The sequence below is a fragment of the Pseudooceanicola batsensis HTCC2597 genome, from assembly GCF_000152725.1.
Classification (GTDB): domain Bacteria; phylum Pseudomonadota; class Alphaproteobacteria; order Rhodobacterales; family Rhodobacteraceae; genus Pseudooceanicola; species Pseudooceanicola batsensis.
Genome location: NZ_CH724131.1, coordinates 863,903 through 890,030, shown reverse-complemented (window position 1 = coordinate 890,030; position 26,128 = coordinate 863,903). Strand labels below are relative to the sequence as shown.

27 protein-coding genes are annotated in these 26,128 nt (G+C 67.6%); 17 read left to right on the top strand and 10 right to left on the bottom strand.

What is annotated here, in order from left to right; genetic code table 11:
* Positions 1–24 precede the first annotated feature (24 nt).
* Positions 25–966, top strand: a complete 942-nt coding sequence (locus OB2597_RS08260) for a hypothetical protein (protein WP_148234698.1) — start codon at positions 25–27, stop codon at positions 964–966.
* A 32-nt stretch (positions 967–998) separates the two neighbouring features.
* Here the strand turns inward: OB2597_RS08260 and OB2597_RS08255 are convergent, their stop codons facing one another.
* Positions 999–2,009 (bottom strand): Fe(3+) ABC transporter substrate-binding protein, encoded by a 1,011-nt coding sequence (locus OB2597_RS08255; RefSeq protein WP_009805088.1) that lies wholly within the window; start codon positions 2,007–2,009, stop codon positions 999–1,001.
* A gap of 72 nt (positions 2,010–2,081) precedes the next feature.
* Positions 2,082–2,912: a nucleoside triphosphate pyrophosphohydrolase gene (gene mazG, locus OB2597_RS08250; protein WP_009805087.1), complete on the bottom strand. Its 831-nt coding sequence runs from the start codon at positions 2,910–2,912 to the stop codon at positions 2,082–2,084.
* Between the two features lie 126 nt (positions 2,913–3,038).
* On the opposite strand from mazG, the gene speB reads away from it, so the two are divergent.
* The 11 genes from speB (at position 3,039) to OB2597_RS08195 (ending at position 11,204) form a co-directional block, all read left to right on the top strand.
* The gene (speB, locus tag OB2597_RS08245; protein ID WP_009805086.1) at positions 3,039–4,001 is read left to right on the top strand and encodes an agmatinase; all 963 of its coding nucleotides are present in this window, start codon (positions 3,039–3,041) and stop codon (positions 3,999–4,001) included.
* 219 nt (positions 4,002–4,220) lie between these two features.
* On the top strand, positions 4,221–4,511 hold the full coding sequence (yajC, locus tag OB2597_RS08240) for a preprotein translocase subunit YajC (RefSeq protein WP_009805085.1): 291 nt from the start codon (positions 4,221–4,223) through the stop codon (positions 4,509–4,511).
* A gap of 24 nt (positions 4,512–4,535) precedes the next feature.
* The gene (gene secD / locus OB2597_RS08235; RefSeq protein WP_009805084.1) at positions 4,536–6,167 is read left to right on the top strand and encodes a protein translocase subunit SecD; all 1,632 of its coding nucleotides are present in this window, start codon (positions 4,536–4,538) and stop codon (positions 6,165–6,167) included.
* 1 nt (position 6,168) lies between these two features.
* Positions 6,169–7,137: a protein translocase subunit SecF gene (gene secF / locus OB2597_RS08230; protein ID WP_009805083.1), complete on the top strand. Its 969-nt coding sequence runs from the start codon at positions 6,169–6,171 to the stop codon at positions 7,135–7,137.
* Positions 7,130–7,882 carry a sulfite exporter TauE/SafE family protein gene (locus OB2597_RS08225; RefSeq protein WP_009805082.1) on the top strand — a complete coding sequence of 251 codons (753 nt, stop codon included), beginning with the start codon at positions 7,130–7,132 and terminating at the stop codon, positions 7,880–7,882. Before secF ends, OB2597_RS08225 begins: the two co-directional genes overlap by 8 nt.
* An 11-nt stretch (positions 7,883–7,893) precedes the next feature.
* Positions 7,894–8,247, top strand: coding sequence for an Mth938-like domain-containing protein (locus OB2597_RS08220; RefSeq protein WP_009805081.1), 354 nt, complete (start codon positions 7,894–7,896; stop codon positions 8,245–8,247).
* Between the two features lie 230 nt (positions 8,248–8,477).
* Complete coding sequence (ccmA, locus tag OB2597_RS08215; RefSeq protein ID WP_009805080.1) at positions 8,478–9,095, top strand: heme ABC exporter ATP-binding protein CcmA; 618 nt, start codon at positions 8,478–8,480, stop codon at positions 9,093–9,095.
* Positions 9,092–9,748: a heme exporter protein CcmB gene (ccmB, locus tag OB2597_RS08210; RefSeq protein ID WP_009805079.1), complete on the top strand. Its 657-nt coding sequence runs from the start codon at positions 9,092–9,094 to the stop codon at positions 9,746–9,748. Before ccmA ends, ccmB begins: the two co-directional genes overlap by 4 nt.
* A gap of 40 nt (positions 9,749–9,788) precedes the next feature.
* Positions 9,789–10,520, top strand: a complete 732-nt coding sequence (locus OB2597_RS08205) for a heme ABC transporter permease (protein WP_009805078.1) — start codon at positions 9,789–9,791, stop codon at positions 10,518–10,520.
* Complete coding sequence (gene ccmD, locus OB2597_RS08200; protein ID WP_040609216.1) at positions 10,517–10,672, top strand: heme exporter protein CcmD; 156 nt, start codon at positions 10,517–10,519, stop codon at positions 10,670–10,672. Before OB2597_RS08205 ends, ccmD begins: the two co-directional genes overlap by 4 nt.
* Complete coding sequence (locus OB2597_RS08195; RefSeq protein ID WP_148234697.1) at positions 10,665–11,204, top strand: DsbE family thiol:disulfide interchange protein; 540 nt, start codon at positions 10,665–10,667, stop codon at positions 11,202–11,204. The genes ccmD and OB2597_RS08195 overlap by 8 nt, the downstream gene beginning before the upstream one ends.
* A 337-nt stretch (positions 11,205–11,541) precedes the next feature.
* Here OB2597_RS08195 and acnA read toward each other — a convergent pair whose 3' ends face one another.
* Positions 11,542–14,319, bottom strand: a complete 2,778-nt coding sequence (acnA, locus tag OB2597_RS08190; protein WP_009805075.1) for an aconitate hydratase AcnA — start codon at positions 14,317–14,319, stop codon at positions 11,542–11,544.
* A gap of 214 nt (positions 14,320–14,533) precedes the next feature.
* On the opposite strand from acnA, the gene OB2597_RS08185 reads away from it, so the two are divergent.
* Positions 14,534–15,247: a DUF1223 domain-containing protein gene (locus OB2597_RS08185; RefSeq protein WP_040609215.1), complete on the top strand. Its 714-nt coding sequence runs from the start codon at positions 14,534–14,536 to the stop codon at positions 15,245–15,247.
* On the opposite strand, the gene OB2597_RS08180 is transcribed toward OB2597_RS08185, so the two are convergent.
* The 3 genes from OB2597_RS08180 to purB form a co-directional block, all read right to left on the bottom strand.
* Positions 15,244–16,158 (bottom strand): lysophospholipid acyltransferase family protein, encoded by a 915-nt coding sequence (locus tag OB2597_RS08180; protein WP_009805073.1) that lies wholly within the window; start codon positions 16,156–16,158, stop codon positions 15,244–15,246. The two genes, OB2597_RS08185 and OB2597_RS08180, sit on opposite strands and share 4 nt — an antisense overlap.
* A 9-nt stretch (positions 16,159–16,167) precedes the next feature.
* On the bottom strand, positions 16,168–17,067 hold the full coding sequence (locus tag OB2597_RS08175) for a DMT family transporter (RefSeq protein ID WP_009805072.1): 900 nt from the start codon (positions 17,065–17,067) through the stop codon (positions 16,168–16,170).
* Positions 17,068–17,207: 140 nt separating this feature from the next.
* The gene (purB, locus tag OB2597_RS08170; RefSeq protein WP_009805071.1) at positions 17,208–18,515 is read right to left on the bottom strand and encodes an adenylosuccinate lyase; all 1,308 of its coding nucleotides are present in this window, start codon (positions 18,513–18,515) and stop codon (positions 17,208–17,210) included.
* Between the two features lie 96 nt (positions 18,516–18,611).
* Here purB and OB2597_RS08165 point away from each other — a divergent pair, with 96 nt between their 5' ends.
* Positions 18,612–19,028: a DUF6314 family protein gene (locus OB2597_RS08165; protein ID WP_009805070.1), complete on the top strand. Its 417-nt coding sequence runs from the start codon at positions 18,612–18,614 to the stop codon at positions 19,026–19,028.
* Between the two features lie 136 nt (positions 19,029–19,164).
* Positions 19,165–19,770 (top strand): biotin transporter BioY, encoded by a 606-nt coding sequence (locus OB2597_RS08160; RefSeq protein ID WP_009805069.1) that lies wholly within the window; start codon positions 19,165–19,167, stop codon positions 19,768–19,770.
* A 226-nt stretch (positions 19,771–19,996) separates the two neighbouring features.
* On the opposite strand, the gene OB2597_RS08155 is transcribed toward OB2597_RS08160, so the two are convergent.
* From OB2597_RS08155 to OB2597_RS22255, 4 genes are read right to left on the bottom strand one after another with little or no spacing between them, the layout of a single operon-like run.
* Positions 19,997–21,319, bottom strand: coding sequence for an HlyC/CorC family transporter (locus OB2597_RS08155; protein WP_009805068.1), 1,323 nt, complete (start codon positions 21,317–21,319; stop codon positions 19,997–19,999).
* 49 nt (positions 21,320–21,368) lie between these two features.
* Entirely contained in the window at positions 21,369–22,316 is a 948-nt protein-coding gene (locus OB2597_RS08150; protein WP_009805067.1) for a site-specific tyrosine recombinase XerD, read from the bottom strand.
* Complete coding sequence (locus tag OB2597_RS08145; RefSeq protein ID WP_009805066.1) at positions 22,313–23,893, bottom strand: hypothetical protein; 1,581 nt, start codon at positions 23,891–23,893, stop codon at positions 22,313–22,315. Before OB2597_RS08145 ends, OB2597_RS08150 begins: the two co-directional genes overlap by 4 nt.
* Entirely contained in the window at positions 23,883–24,032 is a 150-nt protein-coding gene (locus tag OB2597_RS22255) for a hypothetical protein (protein ID WP_009805065.1), read from the bottom strand. The genes OB2597_RS08145 and OB2597_RS22255 overlap by 11 nt, the downstream gene beginning before the upstream one ends.
* 143 nt (positions 24,033–24,175) lie before the next feature.
* Here OB2597_RS22255 and OB2597_RS08140 point away from each other — a divergent pair, with 143 nt between their 5' ends.
* Both OB2597_RS08140 and aroB read left to right on the top strand, forming a co-directional pair.
* Positions 24,176–24,721: a shikimate kinase gene (locus tag OB2597_RS08140; protein ID WP_009805064.1), complete on the top strand. Its 546-nt coding sequence runs from the start codon at positions 24,176–24,178 to the stop codon at positions 24,719–24,721.
* Positions 24,718–25,833: a 3-dehydroquinate synthase gene (gene aroB / locus OB2597_RS08135; protein WP_009805063.1), complete on the top strand. Its 1,116-nt coding sequence runs from the start codon at positions 24,718–24,720 to the stop codon at positions 25,831–25,833. Before OB2597_RS08140 ends, aroB begins: the two co-directional genes overlap by 4 nt.
* Positions 25,834–26,128: the final 295 nt, after the last annotated feature.

Sequence of the window (26,128 nt, the reverse complement as noted above, 5' to 3'; positions counted from 1 at the left end):
GGAATGTGGCGCGGGGCGCGGCCAATGTCCATGGGCCGGGACGGATTGCGCCGCGACGGGAACCGGACCATGGTGCGGGTCATGGCCGAGGCGGGCATCTACATACATGCGGGGGCGCACCGGACGGGGACATCCTCGTTCCAGCTGTTCCTGTCGGCGAATGCCGCGCGGATCCGGGCCATGGGCCACGACCTGGCCTATCCGGCGCGCGACGGCATTCCGGGCGGGCGGCTGCGGCTGCGCCTTCCGGGGTTGGGGACGGGCGGTCGGCGGCGGGACGAGCTGCGCGCCTTCCTGACCGAAGAGATGGCGGTGCATTCGACGGCGCCCGACCGGCCGCTGATCCTGAGCGAAGAGAACATCCCCGGCCGCATGATGCATTTCTACGGCGGAGCGTTCTATCCGGCGATCCGGCGGCGGCTCCGGCTGCTGCGTTCGGTGCTGCCGGGGCCGGTCCGGCGGCTGGTCTACGTGATCCGGCCCTACGACGCCCTTTTCGTCTCGGCCTTCCGCAAGCGGTCCGAGGACAATCCGGTCGATCCCTTCGACACGATCAAGCCGGCGCTGCTGGGGATGGAGGAGGGCTGGCCGCACGTCGTCTCGGCGCTGCGGGACGTTCTGGCGCCGGAGGAGCTGGTGGTGCGGAGCTATGACCGGCGGGGCGACGATGCCGACCTGCTGCGCCGCCTCGTGCCGGACCTGCCGGAAGGGGGATGGCAGATGCCGGAGCGGCGTCTGAACGTCTCGGCGACCGATGCGGCGCTTTTTGCCCTGCAAGGGGTCTATGCGGCCGGCGGCACGCTGGACCGCGCGGGCTGGCAGGCGGTCGTGTCGGATCATTCCGGGGACCGCGCGGATCGCGGCTATGCGCGGTTCACGAAAGAGGAACGGGCGCTGCTGCGCGCCCGTTACGATGACCATCTGGCCGAACTGGGATCCATGGACGGGATCGTCCTGGAGACCTGACCGCGCGTCCCGCGACGGTCAGGCCGGCTGCCTCAGCCGTCGAAATCGACCGACTGGATCAGTTCCAGAGCCTTCGGGCGCAGCGCCGCAAGCTCCATCAGGTTGACGTTGTCGGGGGTGAAGCTGCCCCATCCCTGCACCAGCTCGGTCGGTGCCGAGTTCGGCGCGATGGGATATTCGTAATTCGCCTCGGCATAGATCTCCTGCGCCTTGGGCGACGTCAGGAATTCCATCATGCGGATGGCGTTTTCCTTGTTCGGCGCGGCCTTGGTCAGGGCGATGCCCGAGATGTTCACGTGGGCGCCGCCATTCTCGAACGTCGGAAAGACGATGCGCACCGAATCGGCCCAGGCCTGCTGTTCCGGATCCTCGAGCATCTTGCCCATGTAGTAGGTGTTGCCGATCGAGATGTCGCATTCGCCGGACCAGATCGCCTTGACCTGCGCGCGGTCGTTGCCCTGGGGCTTGCGGGCGAGGTTGCTCTTCACGCCTTCCAGCCACTCCCTGGTGGCCTCCTCGCCGTGGTGGTGCAGGTAGGCGGAGACCAGGGCGACGTTGTAGGCATGGGTGCCCGAGCGGGTGCAGATGCGGCCCTCCCACTTCGGATCGGCGAGATCCTCGTAGGTCGTGACCTCGCCTTCGGCGACGCGGTCTTTCGAGGCATAGACGATCCGCGCGCGGGTGGTCAGGCCCCACCAGTGGCCGTCGGGATCGTGATAGGCATCGGGCACGTTGGCCTCGAGCGTCTCGGTCTCGACCGGCTGGGTCAGCCCGGCGTTCACCACTGCGGCCAGGCGCGAGATGTCGACGGTGAGCACCAGATCGGCGGGGGAGCGGTCGCCCTCGGCCTGCAGACGCTCGACCATGCCCTTGTCGAGATGGGCGACATTGACCTGGATGCCGGTTTCCTCGGTGAAGGCCTCGGTCAGCGGCGCCAGCAGCTCCGGCTGGCGGTAGGAGTAGAGATTCACCTCCTGCGCGGCGACGGGCATGGCCAGAAGGGCGATGCCGCCGGCAAGGGCGGATGAACGGATGGACAGCATGATATACCTCCCGAATGGACGTTGATCTCGCCGTGCTTAAATCCGAGTATTTTGGTCAGGTCAATAACCGATTCATTCGGTCAGTTTTTCGGCGCGCTTCGCCGCGTCCCACAGGGCGTCCATCTCCTCGAGCGTGCTGTCAGCGGGGGTCCGGCCCCGTTCGGCCAGCGCCGCCTCGATGCTGGCGAAGCGGCGGGTGAACTTCGCATTGGCCCCGCGCAGGGCCGCTTCGGGATCGACGCCGAGATGGCGCGACAGATTCGCCATGACGAAGAGCAGATCGCCCATCTCCTCCTGGATCTCGGCCGGGCCCAGTTCGTCCCGGGCCTCGACCAGTTCCGCCGCTTCTTCTTGGATCTTGGCCAGGACCTGATCCGTGGCGGGCCAGTCGAACCCGACCCGGGCGGCGCGTTTCTGAAGTTTCAGCGCCCGCAGCAGGGCCGGCAGGCCGATGGCCACGTCGTCCAGCACGCCGGTCGCGCCCCGGGCCGCGCGCTCGGTGGCCTTGACGGTCTCCCAGTCGCGGGTCTGCTGCTCGGCCGACTTGTCGCGGCTTTCGTCCCCGAAGACATGCGGGTGACGGTCGATCATTTTCCGCGCAACTTCGTCCGCCACGTCAGAAAAGTTGAAATGCCCTTCTTCCTCAGCCATTTGCGCGTGGAAAACGACCTGAAGCAGGAGGTCGCCCAATTCGCCGCGCAACTCGGTCATGGCGCCGCGCTCGATGGCGTCTGCGACCTCGTAGGCCTCCTCGATCGTGTAGGGGGCAATGGTGGCGTAGGTCTGCTCCACATCCCAGGGGCACCCGGTCTCGGGGTCGCGCAGGCGGCGCATGATGGCAAGGAGCCGCTCCATCCCCGGCGGCACGTCGTGGATCGGGTCGCTGTTCCTGTCGCGGGGCATTGCAGCCTCTCCGTGTTTGGGATTTGCTGCCAAGGTGACCATCGGGCCGGCCGGAGTCCAGAGAGGCCGTGGTGCCGCGCCGGGCGGCCGGAGGTCGGCGGGTATCGAAGCAAGAGGGAGAGCGGGATGGCGCTGGAAGACGCCGGGAGGCAGATCGATCACGCGGTGACGCGAGAGGACCCGCGGGGTCTGAGCCATGAGAACGCCTTTGCGGGGGCGACCTCGTTCCTGCGGCGGAGATACACCAAGGACCTGAGCGGTTTCGACCTTGCGGTGACGGGGGTGCCCTTCGACCAGGCGGTGACCAACCGGACGGGGGCACGGTTCGGACCGCGCGCGATCCGCGAAGCCTCGACCCTGCAGCCCTACGATCCGCCCTATGGCTGGGGATTCGATCCGCTGAGCGAATTCGCCATCGCGGATTACGGCGACCTGGCCTTCGATTACGCCAAGGTGTGGGAGTTTCCGGACGCGCTGCAGGCCCATGTGGCGGGGATGCTGGAGGCGGACGTGGGCACGGTGGTGCTGGGGGGCGACCATTTCGTGACCCTGCCGGTACTGAAGGCGCATGTCGAGCGGCACGGGCCCCTGGCGCTGATCCAGTTCGACGCGCATTCCGACACCTGGGCGGATGACGACATGGCGCGGATCGACCACGGCACCTTTGTCTACAAGGCCGCGAAACTGGGGCTGATCGACGTGGACCGGTCGGTCCAGATCGGGATCCGCACGGTCTGCGAGGACCACTGCGGCATCCATGTGATCGACGCGCCCGAGGTGCACCGGACCGGGCCGGCAGCGGTGGCGGAGCGGATCCGCGAGATCGTCGGCGAGGCGCCGGCCTATCTGACCTTCGACATCGACTGCCTCGACCCCGCCTTCGCGCCGGGAACCGGCACGCCGGTCTGGGGCGGGCTGTCCTCGGGACAGGCGGCGGCGATCCTGCGCGGAATCGCGGGCGTGCGGCTGACCGGGGGCGACGTGGTCGAGGTCTCGCCGCCCTTCGATCACGGCGGGATCACGGCCGTGGCGGGGGCGCATGTGGCGATGGAGATCCTCTGCCTCTGGGGCTGGACGCGGCGCCGGTGATCCGGTTGCGCGCCTGCGGCGCACGCCATGTCCGCGATTTTCCGGGGCCGGAAAACCGCATGGGCCTCCGGCGGGGATATTTGCGGGACCAAAGAAGCCGGGGCCGGGACAGGGGGCCGTGCCCGTGTGACGCGGCGCGCGCACTTGCATTCCCCACGTGCCGACCATAGGTTCCGCCAAAATCCGCGGGACGCCCGCCAGACAAGAAGGAAATTCCCCATGGAAGGTGGCGCGATCGCCCAGTTTCTCCCGCTCATCCTGATCTTCGCGATCATGTATTTCCTGTTGATCCGGCCGCAGCAGAAGAAGCTGAAGGATCACCAGAAGATGGTCGAGGCCGTGCGCCGGGGCGACCTGGTGGTGACCCAGGGCGGCATCATCGGCAAGGTGGTCAAGGTGCGCGACGACGGCGAGATCGAGGTGGAGATCGCCGAGGGCGTCAAGGTGCGCGTGATCAAGGCGACCCTGGCGGACGTGAAGTCCAAGACGGAACCGGCCGAGGCCAGCTGAACCGCACGGTGAAGGGGCCGCATCATGCTGCAGATCGAGCTGTGGAAACGTATCCTGATCTGGGGCACGGTGGCGCTTGGCCTTCTGCTTGCGCTGCCCAATGCCTTCTACAACAGGGTCGAGAGCTATAACGACGCGGTGGCGGTCGGCGCACCGGCCGAGGGCTGGGTCGACTGGCTGCCGTCGGGTCTGGTCAATCTCGGCCTCGACCTGCGCGGCGGGGCACACCTGCTGGCCGAGGTCCGGGTCGGGGATGTCTACGAGACGCGGATGAAGGGCCTCTGGCCCGAGGTGCGGAACCGGCTGCGCGCGGCGCGGGACACCGTCGGCACGATCCGGCTGCAGCAGGGCCCGGCCGACGAGCTGCGGGTCCGCATCTCGAACCCCGAGGCCATCGGCGAGGCGGAGCGCATCGTCGAGGAGATCGCCCGCCCCGTGGTCAGCCTGACCGGCGCCGGGCAATCCGACATAGAGGTCACCTCGGAGGGCGACGTGCTGATCGTGCGCCTGTCGGAGGCCGAGCGGCTTGCGACGGACGACCGCACGGTGCGCCAGTCCCTCGAGATCATCCGGAGGCGGATCGACGAGGTCGGCACGCGCGAGCCGACGATCCAGCGTCAGGGAACCGACCGCATCCTGATCCAGGTGCCCGGCGTCGGATCGGCGGCCGAGCTCAAGGAGATCATCGGCACCACGGCGCAGCTGACCTTCCAGCCGGTGGTCCGGCGGACGACCGACGACCAGACCGTGGCGGGGCCGGGGAACGAGCTGCTGCCCGCGATGGACGAGGAGGGCACCTTCTACGTGCTCGAGGACACGCCGGTGGTGAGCGGCGAGGAACTGGTGGATGCCCAGCCCTCGTTCGATCAGAACGGGATGCCGGCGGTGAACTTCCGCTTCAATCCCTCGGGCGCCCGGAAATTCGGCGACTACACCGCCAACAACATCGGCAATCCCTTTGCCATCGTGCTCGACAACGAGGTGATCAGCGCCCCGGTGATCCAGAGCCATATCGCGGGCGGGTCGGGGATCATCACCGGGAATTTCACGGTGGAGGAATCGACCAACCTGGCCGTCCTGCTCAGGGCGGGCGCGCTGCCGGCGGGGCTGGATTTCCTCGAGGAACGGACCATCGGCCCCGAACTCGGCGCGGATTCCATCGAAGCCGGGCGCATCGCCTCGGTGGTGGCGCTGGCGGCGGTCCTGTTCTTCATGGTCGCGTCCTACGGGCTGTTCGGCGTCTTCGCGAACATCGCCCTGCTGGTGAACATCGCGCTGGTCTTCGGCCTGCTGAGCCTGATCGGCGGCACGCTGACCCTGCCGGGCATCGCGGGGATCGTCCTGACCATCGGCATGGCGGTGGATGCCAACGTGCTGGTCTTCGAACGTATCCGCGAGGAACAGAAGGACCGGCGCGGCCCCGCGCGGGCGATCGAGCTGGGCTATGAAAAGGCGCTGTCGGCGATCCTGGACGCCAATATCACCACCTTCATTACCGCGCTCATCCTGTATGTCATGGGGTCGGGGCCGGTGCGGGGCTTTGCCATCACGCTGGGGCTGGGGATCCTGACCTCGGTCTTCACGGCCTTCTTCGTCACGCGCCTGCTGGTGGTGATCTGGTTCGACCGCCGCCGCCCGAAAACGCTGGAGCTTTGAGATGCGCCTGAAACTGGTTCCCGACGAGACCAAGATCGATTTCTTCCGGCGCAGCCGTCTGTTCGTGCTGCTGTCGGCGCTGCTGATCGTCGCCTCGGTCGGGGCGACGCTGGTGATGGGGCTGAACTTCGGCATCGATTTCCGCGGCGGGACGACGATCCGCACCGAAAGCGCGCAGCCGGTGGATATCGGCGCCTATCGCGACGCCATCGGCGACCTGGGACTGGGCGACATCACGATCACCGAGGTCTTCGATCCGACCTTCGGCGCGGATCAGAACGTCGCGATGGTCCGCATCCAGGCGCAGGAGGGCGAGGAATCGGTCTCGGCGCAGGTGGTGGCGGATGTCGAGGCGGCGCTGCAGGGGGTCGTGCCGGACATTCGCTTCGTGTCGGTCGAATCCGTGGGGCCCAAGGTCTCGGGCGAGCTGATCCAGACCGCCGTCATCGCCGTGGTCCTCGCCATCATGGCAGTGCTCTTCTACATCTGGCTGCGCTTCGAATGGCAGTTCGCCGTCGGCGCCGTCGCGGCGCTGGTGCATGACATCGTGCTGACCATCGGCGTGTTCTCGGTCTTCCAGATCCGGTTCGACCTCGCCATCATCGCGGCGCTGCTGACCATCGTCGGCTATTCGCTGAACGACACGGTGGTGGTCTTCGACCGGGTGCGCGAGAACCTTCGGAAATTCAAGCAGATGCCGCTGAAGGACCTGCTGAACGTCTCGATCAACGAAACGCTCAGCCGGACGGTGATGACCTCGGGCACCACCCTGATCGCGCTGATCGCGCTGATCGTGCTGGGCGGCGACGTGATCCGCGGCTTCGTCTTCGCGATGACCTGGGGCATCATCGTCGGCACCTATTCCTCGGTCTTCATCGCCTCGGCCATCCTGCTGCGGCTCGGGGTCAAGCGCGACTGGTCCAAGCCCACGGACACGACGGGCAACCAGTTCGCCAATATCGATGCCTGACTGGCTGCCCGAAGGCGTGAGCGCTTTCGGGCTGGTTGTCCTGCTGGCGACGGTGACCGTCTCCGGCGTGGTGTACGGCTTTGCCGGCTTCGGCGCCGCGCTGATCTTCGTGCCGGTGGCGGCGCGGGTGGTGCCGCTGGAGGTGGCGATCGCGGCGTTCAACATCTCGGCCGTCTCCTCGCTCGTCACGGTGGTGCCGCGCGCCTGGCGCGAGGTCGACCGGCCCGCGACGGTGCTTCAGATCGCGCTGGCCGGGCTGACGGCATCGCTCGGGATATGGGTGCTGCGGGTGATGGACGTCACCGTGCTGAGGTGGGCCGTGACGGGGGTGGTCGCGCTGACCCTTCTGGCGCTCGTCTCGGGGTGGCGGTACAGGGCCGTGCCGACCCTGGGCACGCGGGGACTGGTGGGGCTGGGGTCGGGCTTCGTGGGCGGGGCCACGGGCCTGCTGGGGCCGGTGGTGGTGGTCTTCCAGCTGGCCGGCCGGGAGAGCGCGGCCCGCAGCCGGGCGACGACCCTGGTGTTCCTCACGGTGACCAGCGTCCTGCTGCTGCCGCTGATGGCGGCGCAGGGGCTCGTCACCTGGGCGGTGATCCCGCTCGGACTGATCATGCTGGTGCCCTACGGGCTGGGTACCTGGCTCGGCCATTTGCTCTTCCGGCCCGACTCTGAAAGGCTCTATCGGGGCACGGCCTATCTTCTGATCGCGGCGGCCGTGATCATGGGCCTGCCGCTGTTCGACTGAAGGGACCGGGGATGCAACTGAACGAGATCGACTATGGCCAGGCACGACCGATCGACGGCTACGGGCCCGGGTTTTTCCGCATCGGGGGAGAGGTGCACGAGGCGCCGCTGATCGTCACGGCCGACCGCGTTGTGCCCTGGGGCGGGTTCGGCGACCCGGAGGCGGCCGGGGCGCTGGCCGGCCAGATCGACGTGCTCTTCGTGGGGACGGGGGCCGAGATGGGCCCCGTGCCGCCCGCCTTCCGCCAGGCGCTCGACGCGGCCGGGATCGGGGTGGAGCCGATGGCCAGTCCCGCCGCCTGCCGGACCTACAACGTGCTGCTCAGCGAAGGCCGGCGCGTAGCCGCCGCGCTGCTGCCGGTCTGAGGCCACCCGCCCCCTGCTTCTTTGGTCCGGCAAGTATCCCGGGGGTGAATTGGCCCGGCACGGGCCAAGAGGGGGCTGGCCCCCTTCCGGACCGGTCCGCATCCGATATCCGGCGAGGGGGCTTCGCCCCCGCCGCCCGTGCCGGGCGCCTCCCCCAGGATATTTCCGGGACCAAAGAAGCGCATGACATCGCGCTTTCCGGAGGTCGGGAAATGAGCTAGGGCGATGGGATGGTTCTGAAGGTCGTCGATCTGGGCGTGGCCCGCGGAGGCGTTCCCGTGCTGGAAGGCGTGAACTTCGCCGCGGCACCGGGCGAGGCGGTCGTGCTGACCGGTCCGAACGGTGTGGGCAAGACGACCCTGCTGCGGACCCTGGCCGGACTGCAGCCCCCCTATTCGGGCCGGATCATCCTTCCGGATGCCGAGGCCATCGCCTATGCCGGGCATGCCGACGGGATCAAGGCGGTGCTGAGCGTGAATGAGAACCTGAGGTTCTGGGCGCGGGTGCACGGGCAGGCGGATATCGCCGACGCCGTGGCTCGGTTCGGCTTGGGAGAGCTGGCCGCGCGGCGGGCGGGCGGGCTTTCGGCAGGTCAGAAGCGGCGGCTGGGGCTGGCCCGGCTGGCGGTGACCGGCCGGCCGATCTGGGTGCTGGACGAACCGACCGTCTCGCTCGACAAGCAGTCCGTCGATCTCTTCGGAGCGGCCGTCCGGGCGCATCTGGCCTCGGGCGGCACGGCCGTGTTCGCCAGTCATATCGACATGGGATTCGATGTCCGGGTGGTGGACCTGACGCCATTCCGCGCGCGGGCCACCGTTTCGCGCGATTACGACGAGGTCTTTCTGTGATCGCGCTCTTCATCCGCGATGTCCGGCTGGCCGTGCGGGCCGGGGGCGGCTTCGGCCTGGGCCTCGCCTTCTTCCTGATCGTCGTCGTGCTGGTGCCCTTTGCCCTGGGGCCCGAAACGGCGCTTCTGTCGCGGATCGCGCCGGGCGTGCTCTGGATCGGGGCCCTGCTGGCCTGCCTGCTGTCGCTCGACCGCATCTTCGCGCTGGATTTCGAGGACGGGACGCTGGATCTGATCGCGACCTCGCCGCTGCCGCTCGAGGGGGTCTGCGCGGCCAAGGCTTTGGCGCACTGGGTGACCACGGGTCTGCCGCTGGTCGTCGCCGCCCCGGTGCTGGGGGTGCTGCTGTCGCTGCCGGCAGCGGGCTATCCGTGGCTTGTCGTCTCGCTTCTCGTGGGCACGCCGGCGCTGTCGGTCATCGGCACCTTCGGCGCGGCCCTGACCGTCGGGATCAAGCGGGGCGGCCTGCTGCTGTCGCTGCTGGTCCTGCCGCTTTATGTGCCGACCCTGATCTTCGGGGCCGAGGTGGCGCGGGCCGGGGCCGGGGATCTCGCGGTCGAGACGCCGCTGGTGCTGCTGGCGGCCGTGACCTGCGTCACCATCGCGCTGTTGCCCTTCGCCAGCGCGGCTGTTCTAAGGATGAACCTGCGGTAATGTGAATGGCGCCCCGGCCGGGGTCGGGGTAGGGAAGCGCATGGCGTCGATCTGGGAATATGCCAATCCGAAGAAGTTCACCGCCACGGCCGAGCGGCTGCTGCCGGTGCTCGCGGTGCTGGCGGTCGTGGCGCTGGCCACGGGGCTGATCTGGGGGTTCTTCTTCACGCCGGACGATTACCGGCAGGGATCGACCGTCAAGATCATCTACCTGCACGTGCCCTCGGCGCTGATGGCGATCAACACATGGCTCATGATGCTGGCGGCCTCGCTGATCTGGCTGATCCGGCGGCACCATGTCTCGGCGCTGGCGGCGCGGGCGGCGGCGCCGGTCGGGGCGGTGATGACGGTGATCGCGCTGTTGACCGGGGCGATCTGGGGGCAGCCGATGTGGGGCACGTGGTGGGCCTGGGATCCGCGGCTGACCTCGTTCCTGATCCTCTTCCTGTTCTACCTCGGCTATATCGCGCTGTGGTCGGCCATCGAGAATGACGACACGGCCGCCGACCTGACTTCGGTCCTGTGCATCGTGGGCTCTGTCTTCGCGCTGCTCAGCCGCTATGCGGTCAACTTCTGGAACCAGGGACTGCACCAGGGCGCGTCGCTGAGCCTGGACAAGGAGAAGAACGTCGCGGACGTGTTCTATCATCCGCTGCTGCTGTGCATCGCGGGGTTCGTCCTGCTGTTCGTCGCGCTGGTGCTGCTGCGGACGGTGACGGAGATCCGGGCGCGGCGGACCCGGGCGCTGCTGGCGCGGGAGAGGATGGCATGATGCCGGAACTTGGGAAATACGCAGGCGCGGTGCTGAGCTCCTACGGCGTGTCGCTGCTGCTGCTGGCGGGGCTGGTGGCGGTCAGTGTCTGGCGGTCGCGCCGGACCGCCCGCGCCTTGCGCGAGGTCGAGGAACGGGTGAGGAATGGCTAGGATATCCCTGCTGATGACAGTGCCGCCGGTGATCTTCGCCGGGCTGGCCGCGGCATTCTACGTGGGCTTGCAACGGGAAGACCCGGATCAGCTTCCGTCCGCGCTGGAGGGGCGGCAGGCGCCGGCGGTGGAGATGACGGCGCTCGGCGATCTGCCGGGCTTCGACGACGGATCGCTGCGCGACGGAGAGGTCAAGCTGGTGAACTTCTGGGCCTCGTGGTGCGCACCCTGCCGGGTCGAGCATCCCAGCCTGACGCAGCTGGCCGAAGAGGGGATCACCGTGCTGGGGGTCAACTACAAGGACGACCCCGAAAAGGCGCTCGGATTCCTGCGGGAGCTGGGCAATCCCTATGCGGGCGTCGGCGCCGATGCCCAGGGGCGCATGGCGCTGAACTGGGGGCTCTACGGCGTGCCCGAGACCTACGTGATCGACGGTCGGGGGAACATCGTGCTGCGGTTCGCCGGGCCGGTGACGCAGCGTGTCATCGAGAGCCGGATCCGGCCGGCGCTGGAGAAGGCGCGGGCGGAGTAGACGGCGTCTGCGGGACGGTTCCGCGGATTTCGTGTCGCCGGTTCAAGGGACGGTCGGGAGATCCTCGGGTCAAGCCCGAGGATGACCTGCGTCTGGACGAGGAGACGGTGGAGACGTGGAGCGGCGTCATCCCCGGACCTGATCCGAGAATGTCGTGACGAAGGTGCCCGCATCGGCCGGGGAGCCCTGGGGCTAGGCCCGAGGATGACGGATGACATCGCGGAGGACGGTCGGGATGCCCTCGGGGCGACCGGGCACGACCGCGTACCGGCCCTAGGGCTACGCACGAAAAAAAGGGCCCCGTGAGGGGCCCTTTCATCATCTGTTTCGGGTGCGATCAGGAGGCCTGCGCCAGGTCCCGCAGGACGTAGTGCAGGACGCCGCCGTGTTCGACGTATTCCTTCTCGATCGCGGTGTCGATCCGGCACTTCAGGGTGATCTCCTTCGTCGAGCCGTCGCCCATGGTGATGGTGCAGGGCACCTCCTGCAGCGGCTTGATCGTGTCGAGACCGGAGATCGACACCGTCTCGTCCCCCTTCAGGCCGAGCGACTTGCGGGTGTCGCCGCCGGTGAACTCGAAGGGGATGACGCCCATGCCGACGAGGTTCGAGCGGTGGATCCGTTCGAAATTCTCGGCGATGACCGCCTTGACCCCGAGCAGCGCGGTGCCCTTGGCCGCCCAGTCGCGTGAGGACCCGGCGCCGTATTGTTCGCCGCCGAAGATCACCAGCGGGGTGCCCTGGTCCTGGTAGGCCATGGCCGCATCGTAGATCGAGGTCTGGTCGCCGTCCGGGCCCAGGGTATAGCCGCCCTCGACCCCGTCCAGCATCTCGTTGCGGATGCGGATGTTGGCGAAGGTGCCGCGCATCATCACCTCGTGGTTGCCGCGGCGCGATCCGTACGAGTTGAATTCGCGCACGGGAACCTGGTGGTCCGTCAGGTACTTGCCGGCCGGAGTTGTTTCCTTGAACGAACCCGCCGGAGAGATGTGGTCGGTGGTGACCATGTCGCCCAGGATCGCCAGGATCTTGGCGCCCTCGATGTTCGAGATGGTGCCGGGGGTCTTGGACATGCCCTGGAAATAGGGTGGGTTCTGGACGTAGGTCGACGAGGCCGGCCAGTCATAGGTCTCGCTGTCCGTCGTGTCGACCGAGCGCCATTTCTCGTCGCCCTCGAAGACATCGGCATATTTCGACTGGAAAGCCTCCTTGGTCACGGTTTTCTCGACCAGGTCGGCGATTTCCTTCTGCGAGGGCCAGATGTCCTTGAGGTAGACGTCGTTGCCGTCCTGGTCCTGACCGAGCGGGCTTTTCGCGATATCGACGTTCATGTCGCCGACCAGCGCGTAGGCCACCACCAGCGGCGGCGAGGCGAGGTAGTTGGCGCGCACGTCGGGGCTGATCCGGCCCTCGAAGTTGCGGTTGCCCGAGAGGACCGAGACGCCGACGAGGTCGTTGTCGTTGATGCATTCGCTGATCGGCGCGGCCAGCGGGCCGGAGTTGCCGATGCAGGTGGTGCAGCCGTAGCCGACGAGGTTGAAGCCGATCGCGTCGAGATCGTCCTGAAGCCCGGCGGCCTCGAGATAATGCGAGACGACCTGCGACCCGGGGGCGAGCGAGGTCTTGACCCAGGGCTTCCGGGTCAGGCCCTTCTCGCGCGCCTTCTTGGCCACGAGGCCCGCGCCGATCATCACGTAGGGGTTCGAGGTGTTGGTGCAGGAGGTGATCGAAGAGATCACGATCGAGCCGTCGTGCAGCTGGTGCGTGGAGCCGTCCTCGTCCCTGTACCAGGCGCGCTTGTGGTGCCCCTCGTTGCCGGGGATTTCGCGCGGTTCGGGTGCGCCGCCTTCACCTTCCCACCGGGCCTCGGTGCTGGCGCTGGCATCCTTGCCTTCGCGCAAGCCCTTGATGTACTTGCCGAATTCCGACGCCGCCTTGTCCAGCGCGATGTAATCCTGAGGCCGTTTCGGGCCCGAGATGGCCGGCACGATGGTCCCCATGTCGAGCGAAAGGGTGTCGGTGTAGACCGGCTCGTAATCCGGACCGCGCCAGAACCCGTTCTCCTTGGCGTAGGCCTCGACCAGGGCGACGGTCTCTTCGCCGCGGCCGGTCTGGGTGAGATAGCGCAGGGTCTCGGCATCGATGGGGAAAAAGCCGCAGGTGGCGCCGTATTCGGGGGCCATGTTGGCAATGGTCGCCCGGTCGGCCAGCGGCAGCTTGTCCAGCCCGTCGCCGTAGAATTCCACGAACTTGCCGACCACGCCCTTTTCGCGCAGCATCTCGACGACCTTGAGCACGAGGTCGGTGCCGGTGGTGCCCTCGACCATGGCGCCGGTCAGCTTGAAGCCGACCACCTCGGGCAGCAGCATCGAGATGGGCTGACCCAGCATCGCGGCCTCGGCCTCGATCCCGCCGACGCCCCAGCCCAGCACGGCGAGCCCGTTGATCATGGTGGTGTGGCTGTCGGTGCCGACGAGCGTGTCGGGATAGGCGACCTCTTCGCCGTTCTGATCCTTGTCGGTCCAGACGGCCTTGGCGAGGTATTCCAGGTTCACCTGGTGGCAGATGCCGGTCCCCGGGGGCACGACGCGGAAATTCTCGAAGGCGCCCTGGCCCCATTTCAGGAACTGGTAGCGTTCGAAGTTCCGCTCGTATTCGCGGTCGACGTTCATCTGGAAGGCGCGGGGGTTGCCGAATTCGTCGATCATGACCGAGTGGTCGATGACCAGATCGACCGGGTTCAGCGGGTTGATCTTCTGGACGTCGCCGCCCAGCCCCTTGATGCCGTCGCGCATGGCGGCAAGATCGACGACCGCGGGAACGCCGGTAAAGTCCTGCATCAGCACGCGGGCCGGACGATAGGCGATCTCGACCGGGTTCCTGCCACCCTTCTTGCCCCAGTCCGAGAAGGCCTTGATGTCGTCGGTCGTGACGGTCTTGCCGTCCTCGAACCGCAGCATGTTCTCGAGCACCACCTTGAGCGCGGCGGGCAGGCCGGAGAAGTCGCCCAGACCGGCCTCTTCGGCGGCGGGGATGGAATAATAGGCATAGCTCGACGATCCGACCTTGAGCGTGCGACGCGTCTTGGCCGTGTCCTGTCCGACGGTGATGGGCATGGTGGCTCCCTTCCAATGAAATGAGGGTCGTAGCTGGCCTGCTTCTGCCCCATTGCCGGCCACGGATCAAGAGGGCGCGGGCGGTTATGTGTACCATTGTATACTTTCTCGGAAGAAATGCGCCGCCGGTCGCCGAAGTTCTCGAAACCTTGATTGGTTGTTTCAGCGCGCATTGACTACCAAGATGCACAGCAAATGGGGACATGAGGATCGGATGATCGGCAGGATAGGAATAGCAGCGCTGATTTTGTTGGGGTTCGCGACCGATCCCCGGCCGGCCCGGTCGCAGGAGGATACGCCCGTCGTGGTCGAGCTCTATACCTCGCAGGGCTGTTCCTCCTGCCCGCCGGCGGATGCGTTCTTGTCCGTGCTCGCGCCGCGCGAGGATGTCATCGCGCTCGGTCTCCATGTGGATTACTGGGACTATATCGGCTGGAAGGACGTCTTCGGATCGCCCGAATTCTCGGCACGTCAGAAAGCCTATGCCAAGGCCGCGGGGCGACGGTCCGTCTATACGCCGCAGATGATCATCGGCGGCGAGGCGGATGTGGTGGGCAATCACCCAATGGACGTGACCGACCTCATCGACTCCTACCGCGACCGTCCGGTGCGCGTGCATCTGACGCTCGAGCGGCGCGGTCCGGACCGGGTCGGGATCGACGCGGAGGCGGTCGACCGGATCGCGGGGCCGCTGCTCGTCCAGATCGTGCGGTATGTCCCCGAAGCGCAGGTCGAGATCCAGCGCGGCGAGAATGCGGGGCACAAGCTTTCATATTCCAACATCGTCACCGACTGGGATCTGCTGGCGGAATGGGATGCGCAGGAGCCCTACAAGGCCGAGATCGAGGTGCCGGGCGACAAGCCCGTCGTGGTGCTGATCCAGCAGGCGGGCCCGGGGCCCATCGAGGCGGCCGCCCGGTTGCGTTAACCGGTCCGGGCGTCCGGTCCCGCGGGCCCGGGCTTCCACCGGCGGTGGAGCCAGAGCCACTGGCCCGGATTGTCGCGAACGCGCCGTTCGAGCGAGTCGTTCAGGGCCTGTCCGACCTCTTCCGGCGACGTGTGGGGGATCGGCTCTTCGAAGACGACGCGGAAGGACAGGCCGTCGGGTTGCCGGATGGCATAGGCCGGAACGATCAGCGCGTCGAGCTTCATGGCGATTTCGGGAATCGACAGCGCGGTATAGGCGGTGCGCCCGAAAAAGGTCAGGGGCGCGCCGTGGCCGAAGTGCTGGTCGTTCAGGATCGCCACGAAGCGGCCCTTGCGCACGTATTTCATCATCTCGGCCAGGCCGCGGCGGCCGCGCGGAAAGAGCGGTCGCGCGACGGTGGTCATGGCCTCGACGTAGTGCCGGTTGAAATAGACGTTGTTGAGCGGGCGGTAGAGGGCGCCGATCTCGCCGAATTCCATGGCGACGAGGCTTCTGGCCGCGTCGTAATTGCCGAAATGGCCGGAGAGGAAGAAGATCGGCCGCCCCTCGGCATGCGCCTCTTTCACCACGGCCCAGCCAGGGCCTTCGGGCGTCACCTGGCGCACCCGGGCCTTCAGGTCGTCGCCCGAGTACATCTCGATCAGGGCACGGCCGGCGTTGTCGGGCACGGCGCGGACCAGGCGTTCGACCTCGTCGCCGGGCAGGTCCGGCCAGGCATGGGCGAGGTTGGTGCGGATCCGGCGCCGCCACCCGGCCAGCGGCGCCACGATCCGCGAGACGAGCCATCCGGCCAGGGGGACGCGGCGTTCGTAGGGCAGGGCCAGCGCGAGGCGGAGCATCCCTTCCAGGACGAAGTTCATCAGGAACTGCCCGATGCGTCGTGGCAGGGGGAGGTCTTTCGGCTCCATCATGTGACCTCGTCAGTGTCCTTCATCGGCCTTGGCCCGCGCCAGGGCGGGGGCCGCGCGGGTTTCTCGGTGCCAGACATAAAGCCCGGCGGCGACCACCACAACTGCACCGACAATGGTCCAGAAATCCGGGAACTCGTCGAAGAAGAGCAGGCCCCAGAGCGTGGCGAAGATCAGCCCGGAATAGGCGAAGGGGGCTAGCATGGCGGCCTCGCCGCCGGCCAGGGCGCGGATCAGGAACAGCTGCCCCAAGGTGGCGACGACCGAAAGGACGAGCATCAGCGCGATCGTCGTGCAGTCGGGGGTGTGCCAGTTGAAGATGGCGATCCCGGTCATCACGACCGATCCGAAGAGCGCCGCATAGAGCAGCGAGGTCCAGGGATCCTCGCGATGGCCGACGAAGCGGGTGGCCAGGGAATAGGCCGAATAGAAGACGGCCGCCATGAGCGGAAAGATGGCCGCCCACGAAAAGACGCCGCTGCCGGGTCGGATGATGATCATCGCGCCGACCAGCGCCGCGGCGATCCCCAGGATGCGGCGTGGTCCCAGCTTTTCCCCGAGAAAGACCGCCGCGCCAAGGGTGATGAGCACCGGGTTGATGTCCATGAGAGCGGTGGTCTCGGCGAGCCCCAGAAAGGTGAGGCCGGTGAAGAAGGACGCCGTCGCCCCGAGCAGGAAGATGGACCGCAGAACCTGCAATTTCGGAAACTCGGTCCGGGCGACGCTGCGCAGGCGCGGTGCCACCAGGATCAGCACCAGCGTCATCTGGCCCGTATACCGCGCCCAGAGGGCCATGACCGGGCTGGACTGCATCGAAATCGCCTTGGCCGCCGCGTCCATGGCAGTGAAGCAGAAGATGGCGCCGATCATCAGAAGGATCGCGCGGTTGGTCTGGCTGAGTCGGCCCCACATGATTCAGGCCTTCCCCGGCGCTATGGTCTGGAACATGGCCCAAGCCATATGGGCGTCACGCGGGCATGTCCATAGGCCGGGAACGGGCGGCCCGGGCCCTCTCGCCGGGGCCGGGCCCGCCGACTGGGCGAGAGCCGCGCTCAACCCTCGCCGAAGACCCGGGCGAAAATCGTGTCCACGTGCTTGGTGTGATAGCCCAGGTCGAACTTCTCGTTGATCTCGTCTTCTGAAAGCGCCGCGCGCACCTCCTCGTCCGCCAGCAATTCCTCGCGGAAGTCGGTGCGCTGGTCCCAGACCTTCATCGCGTTGCGCTGGACGAGGCGATAGGCGTCCTCCCGGCTGACACCGGCCTGCGTCAGCGCCAGCAGAACCCGCTGCGACATGACGAGGCCGGGAAACTTGTTCATGTTGTCCAGCATGTGCTGCGGATAGACCAGCAGCTTCTCGATCACGCCGGTCAACCGGGCGAGGGCGAAATCAAGCGTGATCGTGGTGTCGGGTCCGATGTTCCGCTCGACCGAGGAATGCGAGATGTCGCGCTCGTGCCAGAGGGCCACATTCTCCATCGCCGGGATCACCGCCATGCGGACGAGACGGGCGAGACCGGTGAGATTCTCGGTCAGCACCGGGTTCTTCTTGTGCGGCATCGCGGACGAGCCCTTCTGCCCCATCGAGAAGAATTCCGCCGCTTCCAGCACCTCGGTCCGCTGCATGTGACGGATCTCGGTGGCGACGTTCTCGATGCTGCTGGCGATGACGCCGAGCGTGGCGAAGAAGGCGGCGTGCCGGTCGCGCGGGATGACCTGCGTGCTGATCGGTTCGGGCACGAGGCCGAGCTTGTCGCAGACATGTTCCTCGACCGCCGGGTCGATGTTGGCGAAGGTGCCGACCGCGCCGGAGATCGCGCCGGTCGCGATCTCGGCCCGCGCATCGCGCATGCGGCTGAGGTTGCGGTCCATCTCGGCATAGAAACGGGCGAAGGTCAGTCCCATGGTGGTGGGCTCGGCGTGGATGCCGTGGGACCGGCCGATGCGCACCGTGTCCTTGTGCTCGTAGGCGCGTGTCTTCAGCGCCGCGAGCAGCCCTTCGATGTCCTTGATGAGGATATCCGCGGCGCGGGTCAGCTGCACGTTGAAGCAGGTGTCCAGCACGTCGGACGAGGTCATGCCCTGATGGACGAACCGCGCCTCGTCGGATCCGACATGTTCGGCGAGGTGGGTGAGAAAGGCGATGACGTCGTGCTTGGTCTCGCGCTCGATCTCGTCGATGCGGTCCACGTCGAACTCCACGTCCTTCGCCTTCCAGACGGCCTCGGCGTTCTCGCGCGGGATGACGCCGAGATCGGCCATGGCATCGCAGGCATGGGCCTCGATCTCGTACCAGATGCGGAACTTGGTCTCGGGGGACCAGATCGCGACCATGTCGGGGCGGGAATAGCGGGGGATCATCGGGCGCTCCTGTTGGACCGGGTTGCGCGCGTCTTAACGCCGGGGCATCAGGGGGACAAGACGGAGAAGGGGGCGGCCCGGTGTCGCGGAGGAGCAATGCGGCTGAGCGACTTCGAAGGGCGGTGGCGGATGAGTCGCACCGTGCGAAACACCATCGGGCCGGATGCGACCTTCGAGGGCCTGTCGGTCTTCGCGCCCGACCCGGGCGGGCTGATCCTCACCGAAACCGGCGAAATGCGGATCGAGGGGCAGGGCCCCATGCGGGCGAGCCGGCGGTACCTGTGGCGCGAAACGGCGACGGGTCTCGAGGTCTTCTTCGAGGACGGCCGGTTCTTTCATCGCGTGGCCGGGGGGGACGCGCCCGGCACGCGGCATCATTGCGCTCCCGACATCTACGAGGTCGCCTATGATTTCAGCCAATGGCCCCTGTGGTCGACCGCCTGGCGCGTGACGGGCCCGCGCAAGGATTACGGGATGGTCGCGCGCTATGCCCCGGTGACAGGTCCGACTTAGCGGATTTGCAAACGGGTGCGGTTTGCGAAATCCGACTTTGCAACTTCGAACGGAGCGCCCTCCGTCTCCGCTTGCGATTCCGCGACCCTTGGGGCATCACGGGGGCAACGACAGTTCGACGGGAACGGAGGAAAACATGTCCCAGGCATCGACGGCACGCGTCCTGACCGAGGCGTTCGGTCCGACCGAAGGCGCGGCCCTGCGTCTGAAACAGGCGGCACTAGTCGTCGCGGGCATCGCCCTGCTGGCGGTCTGCGCGAAGATCAAGCTCCCGGTACCGGGTTCGCCGGTCGCGGTCGGCATGGGCACCTTCGCCGTGCTGGGCATCGGCGCCGCCTACGGCGCGAAACTCGGCCTCACCACGATCATGGGCTACATGCTGATCGGCCTGCTCGGCTTCGACATCTTCCAGTCCTCCACGGCCGAGCTGAACGGGGTCGACTACATGATGGGTTCGACCGGCGGCTATCTGCTGGGCTATGTCTTGGCGACCGTCCTGCTTGGTGCGCTCGCACAGCGCGGCTGGGACCGGTCGGTGCTCTGGATGGCGCTGGCGATGCTGCTCGGCAACATCCTGCTCTACATTCCCGGCCTGGGCTGGCTGGGCATGCTCTACGGCTGGGACAAGCCGATCCTGGAGTGGGGGCTTACTCCCTTCATCATCGGCGATCTGCTGAAACTCGCCCTGGCCGCGCTGATCCTGCCGGCGGCATGGAAACTGATCGGCCGCGCCCGCGGCTGACCGGCACATTCGGTCCGAATGACTTGAGGCGCGTCCCGCGGGGCGCGCCTTTTGCATGCCGAGGGACCGGGGCTCTGCCCCGGACCCCGGGATATTTTCCGGACCAAAGAAGCAGGGGCGACCATCTCTTCTTTGGTCTTTGAAGTATCCCGGGGTGAGGCCCGCGAGGGCCGAGGGGCAGAGCCCCTCAACCGAGCATGCAATGCGCCGCAGGCGCGCGATCGGATCAGGCGGCCATCAGGGGGCGGATCTTTAGTCGGGTGATCCGGTTGTCCTTGCGGGCCAGCACTTCGAAGCGGAAGCCGTGAAAGGAAAAGACCTGGCCGGTGCTGGGAATGGTCTGAGCCTCGTGGATGACGAGGCCGGCGATCGTGTTGGCCTCTTCGTCCGGCAGGTTCCAGTCCATCGCGCGGTTGAGGTCGCGGATCGTCATGGCGCCGTCGACGATGAACTGGCCGTCGTCCGTGCGGCGCAGGTCGTGGTCCGCCGCGGGGTCGAATTCGTCGGTTATCTCGCCGACGATCTCCTCGAGGATGTCCTCGAGCGTCAGCAGCCCGCGCAGCGCGCCGTATTCGTCGACCACCAGCGCGAAGTGGGTCCTCTGGCTGAGGAACTGGCGCATCTGTTCGTCCAGCGTCGTCGTCTCGGGGACGAAGTAGGGCTTCATCATCACGTCGGTGATCTTGAAGGCGGCGAAGGCCTCGACCAGCGAGCGGTCGGTTTCGACGGACATGCTGTGGATCGCGCGCAGGAGGTCCTTGGCATGGACGATGCCGATGATGTTCTCGGGGTCGCCGCGATAGACCGGCAGGCGGGTGTGATTGGACTGCAGGCTTTGCGAGAGGATGTCCTCGACCGGGCTGTCGGCGTCGATCATCTCGATCCGGCTGCGGTGGAGCATGATTTCCTCGACGAAGCGGTCGGAGAGGTCGAGCGCGCCCAGGATGCGGTCGCGGTCCTCCTTTTCCACGACGCCTTCGGAATGGCCCAGCTGGAGCGCGCCGGCGATTTCCTCGCGCACGGCAAGGATGTGGCTGTCGGGGTCGGCGCGCACGCCGAAGACGCGCAGGACCGCGCGGACCAGCACCCGGATGGCCGAGACCAGCGGCGCGAAGACGGTGACGACGAACTGGATCGGGCCCGAGACGCCGGCGGCGGCCTTCTCGGCATTGGTGATGGCGTAGGTCTTGGGCAGCACCTCGGCGAAGATCAGCACGAGCGCCGTCATCACGAGCGTCGCCAGCGCGACGCCGCTGTCACCGAAGAGACGGGTGAAGAGCGCCGTCGCGAGCGAGGTCGACAGGATGTTCACCAGGTTGTTGCCCAGAAGGACCGAGCCGATGAGTTTCTCGTTGTCCTCGGTGATCACGAGGGCGCGCTGCGCGCCGCGCGACCCCTTGTCGGCCTGCGCCCGCAGCTTGCCGCGCGAAGCGGCGGTGAGCGCGGTTTCCGAGCCCGAGAAGAAGCCCGACAGCACGAGCAGAAGCAGGATGGCGCCCCCTGTCAGCCAGAAGGCGGAGTCATAGGCGGTGGTCAGCGGTTCGGTCATGGTGCCCCCGGAGCTAGAACCTGCCTTATGCGATCCGTCGCCCGCGGGATCAAGCCGGGTCGGAGGCGGCGCGATTCAGCGGGTGGTGGGTTTCCACCAGCTCCCGCAGCCGATGTTCCAGCACGTGGGTGTAGATCTCCGTCGTCGCCAGGTCGGCATGACCCAGGAGGGTCTGGATCGCACGCAGGTCGGCGCCGTTCTCGAGCAGATGCGTGGCGAAGGCGTGGCGCAGGGTGTGCGGCGTGACCTTGGCGGGCGAGACCCCGGCGGCGAGGGCGATCTCCTTGATCAGGATGTAGAACCTGTGCCGTGTCAGGTGCCCTTCGGCCGAGCGCGAGGGAAAGAGCGCACGCGAGGGGCGGGCACCGCGGGGCAGGGCCTCGTCCCGGGCCTCGCGGGCGGCGAGCCAGGCGGCCAGTGCCTCGCGCGCGGGGGGCGAGAGGGGGACCATGCGTTCCTTGCCGCCCTTGCCACGGATCAGCAGCATCCGGGGATCGCCCCTGGCCGCGGCAAGGGGGAGAGAGACGAGTTCCGTGACCCGCATCCCCGTGGCGTAGAGCAGTTCCATCAGGCAGGTGTTGCGCAGGCGGTCGCTCTCGTTCCGTCCCTTGGTGCGGGCGGCGTCGAGCAGGGCGCCCACCTCGTCCGTGGTCAGTGTCCTGGGGAGTTTCCTGCTGCGCCCGGGGCCGCGGATCTCGATGGCGGGGTTGTCGGAGCGCCAGCCCTCTTCGAAGGCGAAGCGGAAGAGCTGCCGGATCGCGGAGAGGCGCCGCGCCCGCGTGGCCTGCGACAGGCCCTGGGCGTCGCAGTCGGTCAGATAGGCCTCGACATCCGCGCGGGTGGCGCTGTCGATGGCGTGGTGTTGCCGCTCCAGCCAGCCGGCGAAATCCTTGAGGTCGCGCCCGTAGGCGAGCAGCGTGTTGCGCGAGGCGCCGGCCTCGGCGGCCTGGGCCTCGAGGAACGACGAGATCCAGCGGTGCGCGGCGGACCCGGTCACCGGAGGCGGTCCAGGATCATCAGTTGCAGGGCCGTGCGGCGGGCGGTGTCCTCGAGCCCGACCGCGCGCAGCGTGGCCAGGGCGGGGGCGATGTCCTTGGTGGCGCCCTCGGCCGCCCGCGACACATGGCTCATGGCCTCGAGGATCGCCTCGCCGAGCTTTTCCCCGCGCAAGGCGAGGCGGATGCTGTCGGGAATCGCGCCGGTGCCGGAGAAGCCTCGCTGGATCGCGCGGGCGGTGGCGTCGGGCGCCGAGGCCGAGGACGGGTCGCCGCCGGCGACCGCGGCGAGGAAGGTCTCGCGCGGGCCGACCGGGGAAAGCGCGGCGGCGTGGGTCTCGTAATCCGGGCTCAGCATGGCGATTTCGAAGACCAGCCGGGCCGCGGCCCCGGTCGGAGCGGCCTTGGTCAGCTCTGCGCTCCACAGCCGTGCGAAGGGCACCTCGAGTTCCGCGTCACGGATGGCTTTCCAGGCCGGCGGCAGCGCGGCGGAAATCGCGTCGCTCGCGCCGGAGCGGATGGCTGCGTCGAGGTCCTGCACGGCCTCGACACGGTCCCACACGGCGCCCGAGGCCGCGGGCTTGCGGTCGGTGTAGACGCCGAGCAGCCGGTTCTCGGCCAGCGCACCGGTGCGTGTCAGGCGTTCCGCGGCCTCGATCTCGGCCCGCCAGCCCGAGAGGCCGCGCAGGTCGGCCATGGCATAGGCGCGGGGCAGGCCCGTCGCGGGGAGCGGATGCCCGATGGCTTCGGCAAGGCGGAACGACAGCGGGGTTATGGTGGCCGGCGGCGGCATCTGCGGCGTGGCTTCGGCCAGGTCGGGATCGAGGTAGAGGCGCATCAGGCTTTCCTCGGCCGCCGGCATCATCTCGAGCGCGGCGGCGCTGCCGACCGTGAGGGCCGCCAGGTCCCACTGACCCTGGCTGGCGCGGCAGAAGGCCAGTGCGGGCAGCGACGGCGCCAGGGCGGGGCGGTCGCGCATTTCCTGGCAGACGCGGTGTTCGTTGCCCGTCAGCAGGGCGAGGTCGAACCAGCGGGAGAACAGCGCCGGCGCGGTCTCGGGCGCGGCGCGTTCGGTCAGCGACAGGGCGGGTTCGACCGCGCCCAGTTCGATCAGCGCGTCGATCCGCGCCAGCAGGAAGGACAGGCCGCCCCGATCCTGCCGGGGGGGCTCGGCTTCGGTCAGCAGCAGCGAATAGAGCAGCGACTGCATGGCCGGAAGGCCGGTCACGTCCAGGCGTTCGAGCTTGCCGGTCAGGGTGGCGGACTGCGAATTTTCCCAGATCGTCACCGGCAGCCCGGTGACGGAGCGGGGCAGCAGCCCGACCGCGCCGGCCTGCGGCGCATCGAGCGGTCGGGTCTCGACCTGGGGCGTGGTGACGCTGTCGGCGACCGGCGGTTCGGCGATGTTCGGTGTCGTGGTGGTGTCGCCGTCCGGCTGCGCGCCCAGTCCGGCGAGGCCGTCCTGCCGGTCCAGCCAGTCTATCGCGGAAATCGGCTCGCGCGCCGGAGCGGTGCCGGCGGTCAGTGCCAGCGTCGCGGCCAGGCAAAATCGGTGGATAATTGCCGAGCTAGTTCGCATCCAACACCACGGGTTCCCGAATCTCCACCTTGGGGGGCGTGAAATCCACGCCGAAGTAGGGGCCGATGTAGGCATAGCCGGTCAGCCCGATAGCGCCGAGAATAATCAACACGATCAGCCATTTGATGATCCGAAACATGTTCGAGCTGCCTCTGTCTGCCTGCCTTTTTCGAGGAATATAACTGGCCTTTTGCCCAAGATCACGTCATTCAACCGTGAACCGGGAAAAGAAACGGCGAATGCCGGGGCCGGACAACGGGACCGGGCAACGGGACGGGGCGCATGGGCTGGGTGCTGAAGAAGACCATCGTGATGGTCGGCATGATGGGCGCGGGCAAGACTGCCGTGGGGCGGGCCCTCGCCGCCGAGCTCGGGGTGCCGTTCCTCGATTCCGACCACGAGATCGAGGCGGCGGCGAACATGTCCATCGCCGAGATCTTCGACCGTGACGGCGAGGCGTTCTTCCGGGCGCGCGAGACCGAGGTGATCCAGCGTCTTCTCGAAAGCGCGCCCTGCGTGCTGTCCACCGGCGGCGGCGCCTATCTGGCGGAGCGGAACCGTGGGTTGATCTCGGACAAGGGGTTGGCGGTCTGGCTGAACGCCGATCTCGAACTGCTCTGGAACCGGGTTCGGCACCGCGACACCCGGCCGCTTCTCCGGACGCCGGACCCCAGGGGCACGTTGCGCGATCTCTATCTGGCGCGCGTGCCGTTCTACGAACAGGCCGATGTAAGCGTGCCGGCGGAACAGGGCCTGTCGGTGCAGGACATGGCCGAGCGCGTGGCCCGGGCCGTTTCGGCGCGGCCGGATGTATTGGAGGCGACATGACCGAAACGGTGCAGGTGGACCTTGGCGCGCGCAGCTATGCCATTCATATCGGCGAGGGGCTTCTGAGCGATGCCGGAGATTACATCGGGCCCATGCTGTCCCGCCCGCGCGTCGCGATCCTGACCGACGAAACCGTCGCCGGAACGCACCTGGCGGCCTTCGAGGCGGGGCTGGCCGCCGAGGGGATCGAAACCGCGGCCCTGGCGCTGCCGGCGGGCGAGGCCACCAAGGGATGGGAGCAGTTCTCGCGCGCCGTGGAATGGCTGCTCGAGCAGAGGGTCGAACGCCGCGACGTCGTGGTGGCGCTCGGCGGCGGCGTCATCGGGGACCTTGCCGGCTTTGCCGCCGCCGTGCTGCGGCGCGGGGTGCGGTTCGTTCAGGTCCCCACCACGTTGCTCGCGCAGGTCGACAGCTCGGTCGGCGGCAAGACCGGGATCAACGCGCCGCAGGGAAAGAACCTGATCGGCGCCTTCCACCAGCCCAGCCTCGTTCTGGCGGACATCGACGCGCTGGCGACCCTGCCGGCCCGCGATTTCCTGGCTGGTTACGGCGAGGTGGTGAAATACGGCCTTCTGGGGGATGCCGATTTCTTTCACTGGCTCGAGGACAACGGCCAGGCGCTTGCCCGGGGGGACACGGCGGCCCGCATTCACGCGGTGCGCCGGTCCTGCGAGATGAAGGCCGCCATTGTGGCCCGGGACGAGACGGAGCAGGGCGACCGGGCGCTGCTGAACCTCGGGCACACCTTCTGTCACGCGCTCGAACGGGCGACGGGATATTCCGACCGGCTGCTGCATGGTGAGGGCGTCGCGATCGGCTGTGCGCTGGCCTTCGAGCTCTCGTCGCGTCTGGAGCTCTGCCCGCAGGAGGACCCCTCGCGGGTCAGGGCCCACCTCGCCGCGATGGGGATGAAGACGGATCTCGCGGACATTCCCGGCGATCTACCCCCGGCCGAGGCGCTCTATGATCTGATGGGCCAGGACAAGAAGGTGATGGACGGTCAGATCCGTTTCGTGCTGGCCAGGGGGATCGGGCGTGCCTTCGTGACGGCCGATGCGCCACGGGAAAAGGTGGTTGCCCTTCTGGATGAAGCTTTGTCCGCAAGGCGTTAGAAAGGCAACACATTCCAAAGTGGTCTGGGAGCCTTCCGGCGCGCCGGGGAGGCTTTCCGCGACAGTGGACAAGGTTCCGAACCCCTTGCGCCAGGGTCCGTCGCACCTATTTCCCCGGTTCATGCGCATGTGCTGCTTCGTCCCGCGTGGAAAAACCAACGGTTCCCGAGGGCCTCTGAAGAAATAGTGGCGTCTGTACAGTAACTTGGGTGACGCTGTGCAGCGCTGATAACCCGTTCGCAACTCTTTCGTGGTGTGGGGCCGTTCGCGGAAAGCGGCATGCCCAATGTCGCAT